Raw genomic sequence first — 17,640 nt, 5'->3', positions numbered from 1 at the left:
GTCCCGGGTGTTGCCAAGCAATTCCGTTGCAGCAAAATCCTTTGGCTTGAACCCCTTTTGAAGCGGATTGAATTTTGTATGTTTCAAGTTAAGCGGCTTGTACACTTCATTTTCAACGTACGTATCAAGCGGCTGACCCGTTATTTTTTCAATAATCGCACCGAGCAGCATATAGTCGACATCACTGTATACGTTCTGCGTTCCCGGTACATAGGTCAGCGGTGTTTTCGATAGGAATGAAATCGTTTTATCCCGCTCCTGTGAGTGAAGTTCCTTTGAAACAGTTGGATTGTGATATTGGGGATCCGGCTTAAAACCGGCTGTATGATGAAGTACATCAATGATCCTCAAGGTATCCTTCCCCTTGATTACATCCCCTTCCGCATCTTTGAACTCAGGAATATATTGCTGAACTTTTGCCTGGATATCGAGCTTGCCTTCACTGACTAATTTTTGAAGCGCAAAATTGGTCGCATACATCTTCGTGTTTGAAGCAAGGTCAAACATTGTATCGTCTTTCATCTTCTGAAACCGCTTAAGAGGCGTATGCTCATTGAACTTCCGTTTGTACCCGTAGCTATCATTTTTAACGATTTTTCCGTCCTTGATGACAATCAGCGCAGCCCCAGGGAACCCGGAAGCCACCTCCATTTCAATCAACCGGTCGACCTTTTCCAGCTTTTCCGATGAAAAGCCCGCATCTTCCGGTTTTCTTGCTTTTGTTAACACCGGAAACGAGTTGCCCGCTTCCTTACTCACTGCAGTCTCCTTGTTTGGATTTGCTTGTGCATAGGATGTGAAAGGTATAAATAAAGAAAATGCCAAAATTGAACTCAGTGTGCAGCTTGTCCATTTTTTCATCATATTCCCCCTATGGAATTCCAATTCAGAAACCTTGTACCGTAAATGTTTGTACGCGTATTCGTAGCCGTTACGTTATCATTTGTTTTATATTTTATAACATCCCCGAATAAACCTCCTAGTTAATACCAAAATAATTCAAAAGATGGCTCAAAAGTCATAACTTGAATAAAAGAGGGATTCTTTCGCAAACAGGACTATCTTCACAATGAATAATATGATGATATAAGACGAATGTAATTTCAAGAGCGATAGGAATCCACAAACTAAAAAGACCACTTCTAAAGTGGTCTTTTTAAATCGATATCTTTACTCTTTAAGCCATTGTACTGACTAATTACATCACTGCCAGTCTGTGTGAAAGACTCCTGCCAAATCACGACGTTCATAGGTATGTGCACCAAAGTAATCACGTTGTGCCTGCAAGATGTTTGCATTTGAGATGCCTTTTCGGTAACTATCGTAAAAATTGAGTGAAGAGCTCAAACAAGGGAACGAGATACCGGATATTATCCCCTCACAAACAACCTTTCGCAATCCTGCCTGATAGTCGGTAACCTTTTCGGCAAAGTATGGTGAGATTAATAAATTTGCCAGATTCGGCTGCTCTTGATAGGCTTCACTGATGACATTTAAAAATTCGGCACGGATGATGCAGCCGCCGCGGAAAATCAGCGCAATATCCTTCAAAGGCAAATCCCAGCCGTTAAGTTCAGAAGACATTTTATATTGCGTGAAGCCTTGCGCGTAGGCACAAACCTTTCCCATATATAATGCCTGTCTGATGTAGTCGATCCACTCATTTTTATCGAGTTCTTGCCCAACGTTCTCAGGGCCCGTCAGGATGTTTTCGGCATTCATCCGTTCCTCTTTTAGAGCGGATATGTAACGCGCAAACAAAGCTTCTGTAATAATCGAAGCAGGTATTCCATTATCGATGGCCTGCATGCTCGTCCATTTACCCGTTCCCTTTTGTCCCGCTTTATCAAGAATTACATCGATCAATGGCAAGCCCGTTACTTCATCTTTTTTCCTTAAAATTTCGGCTGTTATTTCGATTAAATAACTTTTCAGTTCGCCTTGGTTCCATGTTTCAAAGATGTCAGCAATTTCATTCACTTCCAAATGGAGTCTTTCTCTTAGGAAAGTGTAAGCTTCGGCGATTAATTGCATATCTGCATACTCGATCCCGTTATGCACCATTTTCACAAAATGACCTGATCCCTTTGGGCCGATATAGGTACAGCAAGGCTCTTCATTTACTTTGGCCGCGATTTTCGTCAGGATCGGAGCTACTTTTTCATAGGCGTCTTTATCCCCACCTGGCATGATTGAAGGCCCCTTTAATGCCCCGACTTCCCCGCCAGAAACACCAATGCCTAAATAACTGATGCCTTTAGGTTTCAATTCATCATATCTGCGTTCCGTATCAACATAATGGGAGTTACCGCCGTCCATGATAATATCGCCTGATTCAAGATGAGGAAGCAATGATGTGATCACCGAATCGATCGCCTTGCCTGCCGTCACCATCAGGAAAATCTTTCTTGGGGCTTCCAGTGACTGAACAAAGTCCTGGATTTCGTAATACGGATGGAGCGACTGACCGTCCAGCTTGGCAACAAGCTGGTCCGTTAAATCTCTTGTATAGTTATAGACGGCTACTTGTTCCCCTTTACTAGCCATATTTAAGGCGATATTGCTGCCCATAACCCCTAAACCAATTACACCAATTGAATTGAACATTATTTCTTCTCCTTTTATGTAAGAATAATAGGCAGTAAACCCTCCGATAAATGGGGGGATTTACTGCCGGGAAAGACCTATACGAATAAGCTGATCAATAGAATGAAGCCTAATCCAGCTACTGAAATGATCGTCTCAAGTAAGGTCCATGTTGCAAACGTTTCTTTCATGCTTAAACCAAAGTACTCTTTAAACATCCAGAATCCGGCATCGTTAACGTGTGAAGCAATTAAACTTCCCGCTCCTGTAGCAAGAACGACTAGAGCGAGGTTAACGTCCGTCTGGCCTAACATCGGAATAACCAAGCCAGCTGTCGTTAAGGAAGCAACGGTGGCAGATCCCAAGGAAATACGCAGAATTGCCGCGATGATCCAGGCAAGCAGGATTGGCGAAAGCGATGTCCCTTTGAATAATTCAGCCACATAGTCACCTACACCCCCGTCGATCAATACTTGCTTGAAGGCTCCGCCGCCTCCGATGATCAAGAGCATCATCCCGATATGCAAGATTGCGTTTGTACAGGAATCCATGATATCCTTCATTGGAATTTTTCTTGCCAATCCCATTGAATAGACCGCAAATAGCAAGGAAAGCAGCATGGATGTACCAGCTTCGCCAATAAAACGGATCGCTGCCAGCAATCCATTATCTTCAAAGCCCATTGTTTTTTGCAGCAAAGTGATAATCGTAGCAATGGACATTAAAATGACCGGAAGTAAGGCGGTAAAAACACTGATCCCGAATCCAGGTGTGTCTTCCAGTTTAAATGTTTTTTGTTCTCCTAAAGAGGCTATGCTGCCTGTTTTCGTAAAGGATGCAGGTACTAATCTTTTAGCAATCTTCGTAAATACCGGTCCAGCTAAAAAAACGGTCGGAACCGCAATGATGAAGCCATACAGCAAGACCTGACCAAGGTCCGCACCATATTCACCGGCAATAACGGTTGGCCCTGGGTGCGGCGGTAAGAAACCGTGTGTTACGGATAACGACGCTACCATCGGAATGCCAAGATACAATATCGAAACTTTTAGTTCTCTTGAAATGGCAAATACGATCGGTATCAATAATACTAATCCCACTTCAAAAAATAAAGCAATACCGATTATAAAGGAAGCTGCCACGACTGCCCATTGAATATTCTTTTCACCGAATTTGTTAACAAGGGTCATGGCAATGCGTTGCGCACCGCCTGAATCTGCGATTAATTTACCTAACATCGCTCCAAGGCCAAAGATTAACGCTAAGTGGCCAAGTGTTCCGCCTAGCCCTGCTTCAATAGTCTTTACAATTTGGTCAAGTGGCATTCCAAGTGCCAAAGCTACTCCAAATGATACAACGATCAAGGAAATGAATGTGTTTAATTTCAAGCCCATTATTAAAATTAATAAAGCGACAATTCCTACAGCAACAATAACTAATGGCATTGTAACTCCCCCATGTGTTTACTTTGCAGCATGTATCAAGTTTCTTTGATAGTTCGCAATCTGCGTATATTCGTTTTCCAATACTCTTGATAGGTTAATGAATATCGGCAATATCTGCCTATATTCTTTTACCGAATCATCATTCGGTGTGTGCTTGTGGGTATTGCCAATCATTTCGGAAACGACCTCGAAGGAATCGATTTCCCCAGAAGCATATAAACCCAATATACAAGCCCCCAGGCATGAACTTTCATAGCTTTCTGGAACGACGACATCCGATTCGAAGATATCTGACATCATTTGCCGCCAAACAGCCGACCTGGCAAAGCCTCCCGTAGCCTGGATTCGGGTCACGGGACCGTCCATACATTCCGTTAAAGCTAAAAATACTGTGTATAAATTGTAAATGACTCCTTCAAGTGCTGCTCGAATCATATGTTCTTTCTTATGTGAAAGTGTCAATCCGAAAAATGAACCCCGTACATCTGGATTCCATAATGGAGCACGTTCACCGGCAAGATATGGATGAAACAGCAATCCATCGGCGCCTGGCCTTACACGGTCGGCAATTTTGGTTAACACTTCATAGGCGTCGATTCCGAGCCTTTTGGCTGTTTCCACCTCGGAAGATGCAAATTCATCGCGAATCCAGCGAAGGACCATTCCCCCATTGTTTACCGGACCGCCAATCACCCAATGCTTTTCCGTTAAGGCATAGCAAAAGATTCTTCCTTTATCGTCTGTTTTCGGCTCGTCAATGATCGTCCGAATGGCACCGCTTGTCCCGATCGTGACAGCGATTTCACCCTTGCGGATAGCATTTACACCTAGATTGGAAAGGACGCCATCGCTAGCTCCGATCACAAAAGCGGTTTGCGGATCAATTCCAAGCAGTTTCGCTATATCAGGGTCGCAGTTGTTGAAGATCTTTGTTGTTGGTACAAGCTCCGATAATTGACTGCGTGATATTCCCGCAATTCTTAGGGCTTCACCATCCCAATCCAAGCTTTTGAGATTCATCATCCCCATCGATGACGCAAGGGAAATATCGACAACATATTGATCAAACAGCCTTTTAAAAATATATTCCTTAATCCCGATATACTTTTTAGCTTTAGCTGCGATCTCTTTGCAATCATTCACGATCCAAGTGATTTTGGATAATGGTGACATCGGATGAATCGGTGTCCCGGTCCGTTTGTACACCTCATGCCCATCCAATTCAGCTTTTATTTTATGGGCCCAAGCTTCACTGCGGTTATCAGCCCAAGTGATGCAAGGGGTTAACGGCTGATTATTTTCATCCATTGCTATCACACTATGCATCGCACTGCTAAATGATATGAATGATGGTTTTTTATCGGCATGCTGTTTCGTTAACGTTGAAACGGCTTTCAAGACCGCCTGAAAAATCTCCTCAGGGTCCTGTTCCGCTGTTGTCATATCCGGTGTGTAGAGCGGATAGCCAATATTCGCTTGCCCTATCACATCGCCTTTTTTCGTAAATAATACTGCCTTTGTACTGGTTGTCCCGATGTCTACACCTAACATATAGCTAGTCATTTTCTTGTCCGACTCCTTTTGAAAGCATCTGTTGGGCCATCCATAAGTCTTCGACCTTCTCTTGTACATCATCAAAATTCACATGCAGCGATTTGATCATGAGATCTCGATCTTTTGCTTTGATCGCATCGATATAAAGCTGATGATTATTTATGACCCGTGTAAAGTCTTCATATTTTTCCTTAATACGATGACGCATGGATAGAAGAATCAAACTTTCCATCACAGGTTTCAAATTATCCCAGATCATCAGGATATAGGAATGATCGATGGATCGAATAATCGTTTCGTGGAAAAGGACGTCCTGATAGGAAAACTCATCTGCATCTTGGTATTTAATGGAAATTTTCATCATTTCTAGAATTTTACTAAGCTCCCTCACCAAGTCATCCGTCTCCACCCTCACTAGACGCTCAAATACAAACGTCTCGATGAGTATCCGTACATCATAAATTTCCGCATATTTTTTTTCCGTCAGCCCTATGACGACCGCACCCATTCTTTCCAAGCGAATGATATTTTCAGATGCCAGTATTTTTAACGCTTCACGAACCGGTGAGCGGCTGACACCGAAATCCGCAGCTATTTTATTTTCAGATAAGATGGTACCGCTTTCAATCATGCCCGAAATAATGCGCATTCTAAGCTCCGAAGTTACCCGATCACCCGCGGAAGCTTTTGAAAGCCATTTTATAGGATAAAAAAATTCCTTTGATTCTGCCATACATTCACCTTCTCATAGAGTTCAAGTACACTTGTATACAAGTATTATAATCAATATTTCGAATAATGCAAGCGCTCTTTTCCTGGATGTCACTGGATTTGCGTGGAAATAAAGAACGTGAAACATAGAATAATAAAGCAGCATTGGCTTGTAAGAACCCCATACATGCTCACGTGAAAAAGGCCTCCGGGATGAACCGCGGGATGCCTTCGACTTTAAAGATATTCACATGTAAGGGATTTTACCAGGGTGACTCATTAAGCCTTCAGCAGCAACTGATTCTATGATGGATCGTGCCTTTTAAAAAAGTGCTTTAAAGCTATTTCAGCAGTAGCATACTTTAATGTTCCAAGAGATAATTACATAAATCCACTTCAATATATTGGTCTAGATAAATAGGGTTCACATCAATATTTACATGTAACAATGCCTTTTCCAAGGTATCCATGGACACGGAAGCAATGACTGCATCATATTCGGCTGTTTGGTAAGTACCTTCCTTTTTATCTTCTAAAGCATGAAGTATATCAAAAATTAGCTTTGCATCTTTTTCACTCAGATCATTATTCAAAATGAAATGAAAAAAAGTATATTGTGCAAGGTTTTTGTCCAATGCAATTGTAAGTAATAACTTTTGATGATATTTCAGCTTTTAAAATTATCTATTAGCTCATCCATGTGGTCAAACTCCTTATAACATTGGGCTAGGGTGATGTTTCCGCAGTTCTAACCTTATTATGCTGTACCTAGTAAATCCTCTCGTTCCAAAAATGAAATGATATATTTCATATCATAATTACCTTATTTCCCCTTGATGGACTAAAGTCGGAACCTTCCCTCCTCTTCAATGTCCATTGCGAGACGGAAGGCATTGATTCATCATGGATATCTTTTCGTAATTCATTAGGCCTCCCACAGGAAACTGTGGGAGGCCTAAACTTTGCAGAATTCACATGTTTGGTGAGTTTTCCATTCTGAATTCCATAAAGGATTCAATGAAACATCTGATTAATGCCCTTTTGTTGAAGAAATTCAAATCCGAACAATTGATTATTATTACAGGAAATTACCAATGAAGTTCGTTTTCTGCATTCACTCACCCTCCAATCATATAATGCCTTGAAAGCGTAGGACGATTTCAGCAATGATTGCAGAACCTAAAAAGGTCCCAAGTAATACACACATTCCAACAACGATCGTTCTCCAACCTAGTTTGGCAAAGTCTGCCCATGAACGGCCAATGCCTATCCCCGCATAGGCTAAGATAGGTGTAGCTATTGCTAATAGACTGACATCTGCAGTCCACTTTACAAGTTGATCTGATCCAGGCATGCTTGGGACAGTAAGGATAAAACCTATTATTCCTATGTAAGCTATACTGGGAATTTTGAGTGGGACTAGTTTACCGATAATAAGGCCAGCTAAAGAAATAAGGATTAATATAATCATTCCCGGTAAAGCAGTTATTGGGAGTATATCATAGCCGATCCAATTTCCGGTTAACACCACAATTCCAATAATGCCTAAGACTAAAACCCATTCTTGGATGTTCTTTAACATTGGTTACGCCCCCACATTCGATTTCATATTTTTAGTTTTCCTTTTTGTCATCCAGACATAGATTTTTTCTGTTAGAGGCAAAGCAATGAAAATACTCACGTATAAACCTGTTACAGATGTTGCAAGGTTACTTGCACCTGAAAAAGCAATAATCTGATCTTTCATTTCTGGAAACGCCGTAACTAGAGGTCCTAATGCAGCTGCTGCCATACTTCCACTGCCTATTCCTGTAGCCATGGCAAAGGATAATGGATGAATCGGCGTAATAGTCGCTAACAATCCAGATATTAATCCCATAAAAATAGCGCCGAAAACGGTACCGAAAATATATACGGCCATCACTCCACGGCCTTCCGGTGAGGAAAAACCGTATTTATCCGTTATTAAAGCGACATTGGGCTCACGTCCAATGGAGTGTGTCATTCCGATGGATTCTCGTTTCAATCCTAGTAAAACTGCGACTGGAAGGGCCAGAAAAATGGTGCCGAGATTCCCTATTTCCTGAAGCAGCAGCGCAGGGCCTGCTTCAATTAACAGAGGCAAGGCTGGGCCCGCCTGTACTCCAAACTTCGCAATAAGTAATGTAACTGATATAAAAACAAGTGATTCCGCACTTTTGGATTGCTTTTCCTTAACAAGTGGGGTGAAGAATAATAAAATTCCGATTATAACTGCATAAAGCATCGGCAATAATAAAATAACTCCTGGTCCTAATGGAATTTCGTGTGTGCCTATCGTTTCAGACAGTAATACGATAGCAAAGACGGTGGCATGCACTCGCCAATCTTTCCATAGTGTCTGTGTTTCGTTTGTCATCTTTATCATCCCTTTTCGTTATTGGTGTTAATTAAGGGGCCAAATGTGAATAGGCCCCTTATTTTCACTATTTTTTTATACTTGTTGTGATGATAAAGCTTTTGCATTATTCTTCATGTATTGTAATGTTGCTACCCCAAGGGTTTTTGCAGCGATTAATAATGAGCGTTCATCGATGTCAAACTTTGGATGATGATGTGGATAGGCTTGCTCCCAATCCGGACTTTTTGCTCCTGTGAAAAAGAATGTTCCTTTTACTTTTTCTAAATAATAGGAAAAGTCTTCACCGCCCATAATAGGCGGGGTTTCATTAACAGATTCAACGCCAGGGACCGAGTGAGCCCATTTCGCAACGAATTCAGTTTCCTCCTCGTGGTTCACTGTCGTCGGATACCCTCTTGTATATGTATAGTCATAGGTTGCATCGGATACAATACATGTTCCCTTCACGACTCTTTCAATTTCTTTTTCTATAAAATCACGAATCTCCTCTTTAAATGTTCGAACCGTACCAGTTAATGTAGCTGTATCTGCAATGACATTGTAAGGATTTTTTGCTTCAAAGGCACAAACAGATACAACGGCAGATTCCAATGGATCTACCTTCCGGCTAACGATTTGTTGCAGATTGCCTATCAGCTGTCCTCCAATTACAATACTGTCCTTTGTTTCATGCGGAGCAGCGCCATGTCCGCCTTTACCCTGAATGGTTATATCAAATCGATCAGGTGCAGCTTGGAGCGGGCCTGACCGATAACCAATTTCACCTAAAGGCATCTGCGCCTGTAAGTGCGTCCCAAAAATAACATCCACCCCATTTAGGCAGCCATCTTCTATCATGGCAATGGCTCCACCCGGTGGCAATTCTTCGGCATGTTGATGGAGAAAAACCACGGTTCCTTCAATTTCCGACTTCATGCCATTCAGAACTTTAGCAAGACCTAATAATGTTGCTGTATGCCCATCATGGCCGCATGCATGCATGACTCCTTCGTTAACCGATTTAAACGGAACGTCCGTTTGTTCATGAATCGGAAGTGCATCAAAGTCCGCCCGTAATGCAACCGTCGGTCCCGGTTTATCTCCTTCCAGATAAGCTAAAACACCATTTCCCCCTACATTTTTGCGTACTTTATGCCCAAGTTTTTCATGGTAGGCCGCAATATAATTTGCTGTATTCACTTCTTCAAAAGAGAGCTCGGGATGTTGATGAAGATAGCGCCGAATATCGACGATTTCGTTATAAATATCATCTAATCCTTTAAATAATTGATCCATTAAATCCACTCCTTTAATATTGTAGTTTTTTTCCAAATAAATGGTCCTATGAAGCTTCAATCCTCACTGGATTATAATCATCATTATAGTATCAATAATTTTCTGAAAATTCAATATACCCAGATGTTAACAACTACCTTTTATTCCATCATTAGATTACTAAATGTGAGAAAAAAGGCTCCTACTGTAGACCGTTGATTGTAACGAGAGGCACTCGCTTATCAGGCGGCCGGGGAGCCCCTCCCTCGAGTCATTTTTGTTATTTAACAAACACATGTGGAAGGCCAGATCGTCTGCGTCATCATCAGGATGTAAAAGCTATATATGCGAAACGTATAGGAACGATCGAGCGTGTATTCGCAGATGCAAAAGAAAAGCATGGTATGCGTTGGACTACTCTAAGGGGACTTGAAAAATTGTTCATGAACCTTGCCATGACCAATTTGATATTATTTTCATTTCCGGCAGCGAAAGTAGCACCGCCGGAAAAAACATCTTATTAACAGAATTCGAATATTCATAAAATGTTAAAAGCCCTTCTCATTCGAGTAGGGCTCAGTTTGTAGACAAAAGGGGGGCGGAATCATAAACTCTTATATTACAAAAACTTTTGCTACGATAATTTTAATTCGTTAAAATGGGAAATTTCCCATCTTCACCTATCACATCTCCTTATTCCAGATAGGCCCACGATTTTTGAAGTTCGATTTTAGACTAATCCACTTAATTTACTTTATTTATTTTATGAAGTTTCAAGATAAATACTGCTGCCACGATAAGAAGGGACACCGTCAGAAAAATAACCGCGAGCGTGCTTTGCCCGCTTGCATACAAAGATGCGGAAGCAACAATGAACACAACCAGCTTAAGCGTCGTTCGGATGGGGAAGGAGAAGATGGGGAGCGATGCCTTCGGGGAGAGAAACATACTCCATAAAACGGCTATGACCACGGGGGTGGCAAGTGCGAGTATAACGCTGACCGCTGCTCCTGTCTTAATATGATAACCCCAGTAACTGAACGCAGCCATCGCACCAAGCTCCAGTAGAAAGAAACCGGTGAGGACGCTAACACCAATCCATTTTATTTCCATCTGACTCTTCCTCCTAATATATTGAAACTGAAATAAACTTTTTATATACTAGACGCCCCCCCTTTTTCAAATGGTTAGCAGACTTAAATAGAACGTTTTAATGACGAGGCTCCGCTTAGCTGGACACTAAAAAAATTAGTACAAATAGAATCATGCACAATATGTGAGGAAACCAGAAAAAGAAAAACATTAGCAAGTGGTTGCTATAGACAGATCGCACATACGATTTGAAACCAGACTGTATCTATCAGGAGCTAGGAAGTAATGGTTATTATTCAGGCTGATTTTTCCCCAACGAAAAGCCATCAAACAACTGTCCACCATATGGTTCCAAAACCTTATCAACTAATTGCACAACTTTATTTTTATCACCTGTCCTATATAAAACATCAAAGGCTTCAACAAAATGATTAGCGAATTTCTGGTCATATTGTTTTAAAGAGCGTACCATCCATTTAGAAGTGCCAATCCATTGAAGGTTTGATCTTAAATAAAATTCACTAACAAGTTCAGCTAAAGTATTAGCAATAAAAATTTCTTCGGCTCTATATTTACAGCCTATTAAATCGTCTAGTGCATCAGTTATAAAATATCGCTTCGTTTTAATGGTTTCATCTGACCCTATCTTCGGACCCTGGTCCAATATTTCTTTAGCCTCTTTTTTTATGGGTTCTATTATTCCGTCATCTTTTAAAATAATTCCTTCTGAAACCATCCTAGGCAAAGATGGCCTTGCCATTTCGCAATCACTTTCAAAAAAATGCTTATACGAGGTTAGATTATGCACAAAAACCTCTATAGCCCATCCAAAGTCAATGAATGACTCTCTGTAAGGTGAAATAAGGTCTTTATCAAAAACAACAATATCAAGGTCCGATGTGTCTGTCGCTTCACCTCGAACGACACTTCCAGCTAATAAAGTTCCTTGGCAATTTGGAAAATGCTTAAAGATAAACTGTTGTGCCGCTTCAATTGGTTTTAACCTCATAATATCCTCCATTATCTTCATCTAAAAAACTCCAATTACCATTTATTTTAATCATCAAGGTGAAGATACCTCTAAAACGTGGTGTCACTTCTTCAGCTACCCTGTCCCTTTCGCTCATGAAGGACGACGAATCTCCTCAAGAATCGTGCTCCTGATACTTCGATATCTATCATATAGCGAATTAAGGCAACCCCAATATGTCTGTATTTTCAGGAATATGGCCAAGAATACGCAACATCGTTACAATTTGCCCTTTATGGTGCGACTCATGTGTAATTGTATGGAATAGTAATTGGTGTGGCGTTTTTTTTACAAACCCACTGCCGGTTCTCCAAGAAAGCTCTTTGTCGATAAACTCATCAAATTTGTTTGTGAATTGTTCAAATACACGTTCTACATATATATCTGCTTGTTGAAAATAACGTTGAATATCATCTAACTGCATATTATTAATCACTTCCTTCGTAAATAAAGGCGATGAAGTTTCTGAAAGTACAAAAGAACCTAACCAAGCATGATAGCAGCCTGCCACATGAACTAAAGAATTTCTAATACTCTGAAAACCAAATTCAAACTCTTTAGTAAAATCAGCTTCATCCAATTCTCCACACTGGTCCAATAAAATCTGACGTGTTTGTTTTACCCATTCATATTCTAGCTTTTCCATAGTTACCCCTCCTTAGATATATTAAGATATAAACCAATCGATCTTATCATTACTATTATTTTATTTTTTCACCGAACTATCTAAAGGTTCATAACACTCATTCCTATTATCACAGGATTGATGACGTCCTTCTCGTAGTAGTACATCAGGTGCTCTTCTGTTAAAAGTATTTTTTGACTTATAAGCTTATACTTTTCGGACATACGACATCATGATTATTGCAATGCCTTGATTTTGATATGCATTTTAAATTAGCATCTCTTGAACATAGACAATTGTAAGACCCTGCAATTATACGAGTTAAGTCCATTGATTTCCTCTGTTCCCTTGCTGATGCTACCTATAGAGATTGATTTAAAGCTTGTCTCGATTGTACATAAGCATACCACTCGGCAACTCCATAAAGGCTTCTTCAATCCTCTTGCTCTATGTTTTTTTGTTCTATAATGACATTATATTTTCCTCCTCAAAATTTTATTTTGAAGAGTATAAACGTAATTTCCCCACTTTGTATTTCTACTTGCCATAGCTCCAGATCATTCATTTTTGACTGTGCTAAATCACTAGCAGCATGGATTCCACTCATGCCTAGCGCACAAAAAGAGGGAGATTTTTCAACCTCCCTCATACTGCACAACGCTATACTCGTTCATCATTTTCTCGTACTTTGACGTCGGTCCTTAATGACACAGGAGCCATCTGCACAAGCAGCATCGCTCGTCGATTTTACAATTTTCAGTTGTTGCTGGTCTTCCCACCCCTGCTGTAAAGCGTTCAGGAACACAGTGCCTGCCTGAGCGCCTGATACCGTATGTTTATGGTTAATGACATAGAATGGAACACCGCGTATACCAAGACGTCTACCTTTTTCTTCTTCCGAACGCACTTGCTCAGCGAACTGCTTACCAGCTAGCATGGAGAGGGCTTCTTCACGATCAAGTCCTGCTTCTACTGCCAGGTCGGCGAGCATTGTGTGGTCGCTCAAATCCTTTGATTTGGTGAAATACGCTTGGAACAACAGCTCCGATACCACAGCACCCTTACTGTATTGATCAGCGAAATGTCTTAGTCGATGTGCATCGAATGTATTCGTTAGCACCATGCCTTCATACTGAAACTGAAGTCCTTCGTCTGCTGCCTGTTTGATCACACTCTGATTCATGTTGATGGCTTCCTGACGGCTCATGCCATATCTGTTGGAGAGCATGTCATAAACATCATGAGACACATGTTTGGGAGCATTGGGGTCCAGTTCGAAACTTCGGTAGACAATTTCAATACCATCGTTGTGCTCAAATTCCTCTAGCGCTTTTTCGAAACGACGTTTGCCAATATAACAGAATGGACATGCAAAGTCTGCCCAAATCTCTACTTGCATAAAAAACACCTCTATTTATTGTTATAAATCATTTCATTTGTTTAAGACTAGACCATTTTTGTTGTTCAACGTCAAACGTGTTTTTCTAACAATAACTATTTATTGGATATTTCCTTTAACAATTTGAGTAAGTGCCTCTTTCGTTGGTGTAACGGTTCGTCCGAGAAGTTTCTCGAGATCATGGCTCTCGACCTCTAATGTGCCTTCACGAATGTCTTTTTGGATATCAACAAGCATAGGAAGAAGGAAATCCGGTACACCAGCGCCTTTCATTATATCCGTATAGGTAGCATCATCAACCTGTTGCACAGGTACTTCTTTACCTAATACAGAGCCCAGAGTGGAAGCAAGTTCTTCTTGAGTCATTAACTTTCCAGAAAGCTCGTAGATGGTGTTTTCGTGCCCTTTACCAGATAGGACCGCTGCTGCAGCTTCTGCATAATCTTGTTGAAGTGCCCAGCCTACCTTGCCATTTCCTGCTGATGTCACCCATGGAGCTCCGGCTAGAACACCTTGAATACTTGAAATTTCATTCTCCAGGTACCAGTTGTTTCGTAAAAAAGAATAAGGAATTCCTGTTTTTAAAATAGCTTCTTCTGTTGCCTGATGAGTGGGAGCAAGGAAGTTTTTACTTTCCTTTGCATTGGTTATGCTAGTATAAGCAATAAATTTGACTCCGGCACGCTCTGCCGCAGCTACCGCATTTCTGTGTTGTGGAATTCTTGTTTCATTGTCACCATCCGCGGAAATGATCAATAAACGGTCAATCCCTTCAAAAGCAGTATCCAATGTTTCTGGATGGTCAAAATCTCCTTGGCGGATGTCCACTCCACGTGCACGTAATTGTTCCGCTTTGTCCATATTACGTACACTGACAGCAAGTTGGCTTGCCGGTACAATTTTCAATAGGGCTTCAACTACTTTTGAGCCTAATTTTCCTGTAGCACCTGTTACTAATATCTTCATTGTGTTTTCCTCCATATATATTTTGTCTTATTGATTGTTGTTATAACTGGTCTGTACTATCAGCTCGTTACTTCTTACCGTGTACTCGACTGGCTATAAAAAGATTTACTTTTTGTGTTATCAAGTATAGGTATATGGTATATCCATAGTTCAAAAAATAAAAGTAGTCACTTTTTTGTGAAGTAGTCATAAAAATATGACCATTATGATTTATCATGGCTCGGACTTCATTTTAGGGTAAAATTCCCAAGAGCAAAACAGTGGTATGCTCAGTCACAGGTAAATGGAAAGTTATTATTTTGTGGCACTTGATAGAGGATTTGGTGAGCTTGGAAGAGTTGTTCGGGGAATCTCAGAAGGTATTCCCTAAAAGGTGCCGGGAAAAGTTTTATAAAAGCGAACATGTATGCAACGAGGCATAAAGAACTATTGATAACATGATGATTTAGTAATAACGATCGTATATGTAAATTCGTTTCTTTCGATGATGTGTCGCCTATGAGCGATGATACGCCTGCGTAATATAGGAATCACAAGTTACCCAATCGGTACGCTGCAAGAGCATGATGAGCTTGCAGCGTACCAATTAGAACATGCTATTTGTATTCTTAGCCTTCTCCGGCACCGTCTGGATCACGTCCCAATGCTCAACGACCTTGCCATCTTCTAGCAGGAAGAAGTCGGCCAGAGCCAATCCAGGATCATTCGGGTTCAAGATCAGATGGGAATGGGTGACGACATAGTCGTCCTCTCCGAAAATCCGCTTAATCTCAAGCTTCATTTCAGGATTTTCACCTCGCAGCGCATGCACGAATCCAATAAACGCTTCCGGTCCGTTGTCCGCTTCTGGATTATGCTGGATATATCTTGGCCCCATATATCGCTTGACAGCCAGTTCAGGTTGACCACCAAAAGCCGTTTCATAATAGTTTTTCACTGTTTCTTTATTTTTTTCCACGTTCGACATACTTTTTATTCTCCTTAAGTAATCAAAAATTTCAAAATCAATCCTAGCGTTATTCTTCTTCCCTCGCCCAGGAACTATTCAATAACGTGTGTAATGCGACGTTAAAAGTCCTCTTAGGCGGGACCCATATGTTGCTTGAAATAACTAAAAAAGCACCTGTTTGGTGCTTTTTCCTTTCCAATTCTTCTTTGTATAAATAAAGCATGGAGAATAAAAGGCCGCACATAAAAAAAGCGAAAGTGAAGGTCGTTACTCCTGTAATGTGCAAGCTAATGAAGGTCGATGAAAAAGTGAATAAAAGCCATTTCAAGGAGCTTTTATTTGTTTTCTGCCTCATTGTCCGTTTACCTCTTTAGCTTCATTTTCTTTCCAATAGACGTATGAAAACACTTCAGAAAACGCATCAATACTTCTATCTAGTTCTTCAAAGTCATTATCTACGCCACCTACTTCAATTAGGATGGCCTTTTCAGAGATATTTTGGTTATACACCCCATTACCCATACTATTAGGTTTAAGGAATATGCCACGACTTATACCTGGGTATCTTTTTTCAAGCTCTGTATTTAATTTTTTTACAAACTGCAGGTTTTTTTCATATTTTTCATTGCCTTTGCCGACTACAAAAAAAAGCTTCGCGTAATCTTTTCCATTTAGAGTTTTGGTCGTTATATCTTTACGTGAGGAATCACGATGGATGTCTATAAAATACTCCAATTTCCCATTTTTGTTTGCATTTGCTTCAATGATAGCACCAGACATGGAATAAGATCTAGTTGATTTCCATTGTCTCTTATTCAATTCTTGAGTCATGTTAGTTTGATCATGTTCCGTTCCTATACCTTTTTGATTCAATTTATTACTTAATCGACTTCCGAGAGCGACGACATTAACTCTATTGTCGTTACTTATCGCATCATCCGGAACTTTAGCACCTCTTAACAGAGGAAGGTACGATTCCCAACTATGAGTTTGATATATAAATACTGTTTTATTTTGGATTTCAGGGCTATTTTTGATTGTTGAATCCTCTTCATGCCCTTTATTTTGTAGCTCGTCTTCAACTACATCTCTTTCTTTTAACAAAACATCCGTAGGTGGTGAAGATTCCAAGGGTAATGTAGAAATATCAGTCCCTTCTCCGGCAACTGCAATTTCATAATCGTAAGCGGATAGTCCAGGCAGTTCACTCCCTAAAAAGGTTCTAATGTCATCCGTCCTTATATTTACACCTAACTCCATTAGATACATTGAAACGCTTCCTAATGTTAGCCAATTTTCACCGGTATCTTGAAAAAAATAATGATTCTCCGTACGCATTACTTGAGAAAATAATTTCTCTGATTTCACATCTTTTAAAGAATCTTGAATGAATTTATATTGGTAGCTAATGTTTAAACTGATGATAAATCCGCTAATAATGATTGAAAGAGTAACCAATATCGTTGAACTAGTAATGATTAAAAAACCAACCCTTTTGAATTTCATAAGGCACCTCCATGATCCATTTATATGCAGGAGGTAAGTTTATATTATTAAAGTCATCCTTTTTAATAGAATTCAAACAAGAAACTTTTAGCGATCGTTTTGTTATTCCCTTCTTTATTCAT

At 40.4% G+C, this 17,640-nt stretch carries 17 protein-coding genes and 1 pseudogene; 1 reads left to right on the top strand and 17 read right to left on the bottom strand.

Going from position 1 to position 17,640, the window contains the following annotated elements; genetic code table 11:
• The 8 genes from CVN76_RS15715 to CVN76_RS15675 form a co-directional block, all read right to left on the bottom strand.
• On the bottom strand, positions 1–861 hold an 861-nt coding region (locus CVN76_RS15715), incomplete at its 3' end, for a serine hydrolase (protein ID WP_157805676.1).
• Positions 862–1,203: 342 nt separating this feature from the next.
• Entirely contained in the window at positions 1,204–2,607 is a 1,404-nt protein-coding gene (gnd, locus tag CVN76_RS15710) for a decarboxylating NADP(+)-dependent phosphogluconate dehydrogenase (RefSeq protein ID WP_100532054.1), read from the bottom strand.
• A 77-nt stretch (positions 2,608–2,684) separates the two neighbouring features.
• Complete coding sequence (locus CVN76_RS15705) at positions 2,685–4,031, bottom strand: GntP family permease (RefSeq protein ID WP_100532053.1); 1,347 nt, start codon at positions 4,029–4,031, stop codon at positions 2,685–2,687.
• An 18-nt stretch (positions 4,032–4,049) separates the two neighbouring features.
• Positions 4,050–5,594 carry a gluconokinase gene (gene gntK / locus CVN76_RS15700; RefSeq protein WP_100532052.1) on the bottom strand — a complete coding sequence of 515 codons (1,545 nt, stop codon included), beginning with the start codon at positions 5,592–5,594 and terminating at the stop codon, positions 4,050–4,052.
• Positions 5,587–6,318 carry a GntR family transcriptional regulator gene (locus CVN76_RS15695; RefSeq protein ID WP_100532051.1) on the bottom strand — a complete coding sequence of 244 codons (732 nt, stop codon included), beginning with the start codon at positions 6,316–6,318 and terminating at the stop codon, positions 5,587–5,589. The genes gntK and CVN76_RS15695 overlap by 8 nt, the downstream gene beginning before the upstream one ends.
• Before the next feature lie 1,107 nt (positions 6,319–7,425).
• A complete protein-coding gene (locus tag CVN76_RS15685; RefSeq protein ID WP_061142155.1) occupies positions 7,426–7,878 on the bottom strand; it encodes a hypothetical protein in 453 nt (150 codons plus the stop codon).
• A 3-nt stretch (positions 7,879–7,881) separates the two neighbouring features.
• Positions 7,882–8,694, bottom strand: a complete 813-nt coding sequence (locus tag CVN76_RS15680) for a DUF3100 domain-containing protein (protein WP_100532049.1) — start codon at positions 8,692–8,694, stop codon at positions 7,882–7,884.
• Between the two features lie 75 nt (positions 8,695–8,769).
• Positions 8,770–9,972 carry a M20 family metallopeptidase gene (locus CVN76_RS15675; protein ID WP_100532048.1) on the bottom strand — a complete coding sequence of 401 codons (1,203 nt, stop codon included), beginning with the start codon at positions 9,970–9,972 and terminating at the stop codon, positions 8,770–8,772.
• Between the two features lie 287 nt (positions 9,973–10,259).
• Here CVN76_RS15675 and CVN76_RS31815 point away from each other — a divergent pair.
• Positions 10,260–10,475: pseudogene (locus tag CVN76_RS31815) on the top strand (transposase); the annotation flags it as partial.
• 220 nt (positions 10,476–10,695) lie between these two features.
• On the opposite strand, the gene CVN76_RS15665 reads toward CVN76_RS31815, so the two are convergent.
• The 9 genes from CVN76_RS15665 to spoIIP form a co-directional block, all read right to left on the bottom strand.
• The gene (locus CVN76_RS15665) at positions 10,696–11,064 is read right to left on the bottom strand and encodes a YrdB family protein (protein WP_100532047.1); all 369 of its coding nucleotides are present in this window, start codon (positions 11,062–11,064) and stop codon (positions 10,696–10,698) included.
• Positions 11,065–11,335: 271 nt separating this feature from the next.
• Positions 11,336–12,064, bottom strand: coding sequence for a nucleotidyltransferase domain-containing protein (locus CVN76_RS15660; RefSeq protein WP_100532058.1), 729 nt, complete (start codon positions 12,062–12,064; stop codon positions 11,336–11,338).
• Positions 12,033–12,170 carry a hypothetical protein gene (locus CVN76_RS31455; RefSeq protein ID WP_198512578.1) on the bottom strand — a complete coding sequence of 46 codons (138 nt, stop codon included), beginning with the start codon at positions 12,168–12,170 and terminating at the stop codon, positions 12,033–12,035. Before CVN76_RS31455 ends, CVN76_RS15660 begins: the two co-directional genes overlap by 32 nt.
• A 63-nt stretch (positions 12,171–12,233) precedes the next feature.
• Entirely contained in the window at positions 12,234–12,719 is a 486-nt protein-coding gene (locus tag CVN76_RS15655; protein WP_100532046.1) for a DinB family protein, read from the bottom strand.
• 652 nt (positions 12,720–13,371) lie between these two features.
• Positions 13,372–14,097 (bottom strand): DsbA family oxidoreductase, encoded by a 726-nt coding sequence (locus CVN76_RS15650; RefSeq protein WP_100532045.1) that lies wholly within the window; start codon positions 14,095–14,097, stop codon positions 13,372–13,374.
• A 99-nt stretch (positions 14,098–14,196) separates the two neighbouring features.
• A complete protein-coding gene (locus tag CVN76_RS15645; RefSeq protein ID WP_100532044.1) occupies positions 14,197–15,063 on the bottom strand; it encodes an SDR family oxidoreductase in 867 nt (288 codons plus the stop codon).
• 586 nt (positions 15,064–15,649) lie between these two features.
• Positions 15,650–16,030 (bottom strand): nuclear transport factor 2 family protein, encoded by a 381-nt coding sequence (locus CVN76_RS15640; protein ID WP_100532043.1) that lies wholly within the window; start codon positions 16,028–16,030, stop codon positions 15,650–15,652.
• Positions 16,031–16,079: 49 nt separating this feature from the next.
• The gene (locus tag CVN76_RS15635; RefSeq protein ID WP_100532042.1) at positions 16,080–16,367 is read right to left on the bottom strand and encodes a hypothetical protein; all 288 of its coding nucleotides are present in this window, start codon (positions 16,365–16,367) and stop codon (positions 16,080–16,082) included.
• Positions 16,364–17,518 (bottom strand): stage II sporulation protein P, encoded by a 1,155-nt coding sequence (gene spoIIP / locus CVN76_RS15630; RefSeq protein ID WP_100532041.1) that lies wholly within the window; start codon positions 17,516–17,518, stop codon positions 16,364–16,366. The genes CVN76_RS15635 and spoIIP overlap by 4 nt, the downstream gene beginning before the upstream one ends.
• Positions 17,519–17,640: the final 122 nt, after the last annotated feature.

Source organism: Bacillus sp. mrc49, assembly GCF_002803435.1.
Note: the sequence above shows the minus strand (reverse complement) of the source record. Positions and strands in the feature narration are given on the sequence as shown.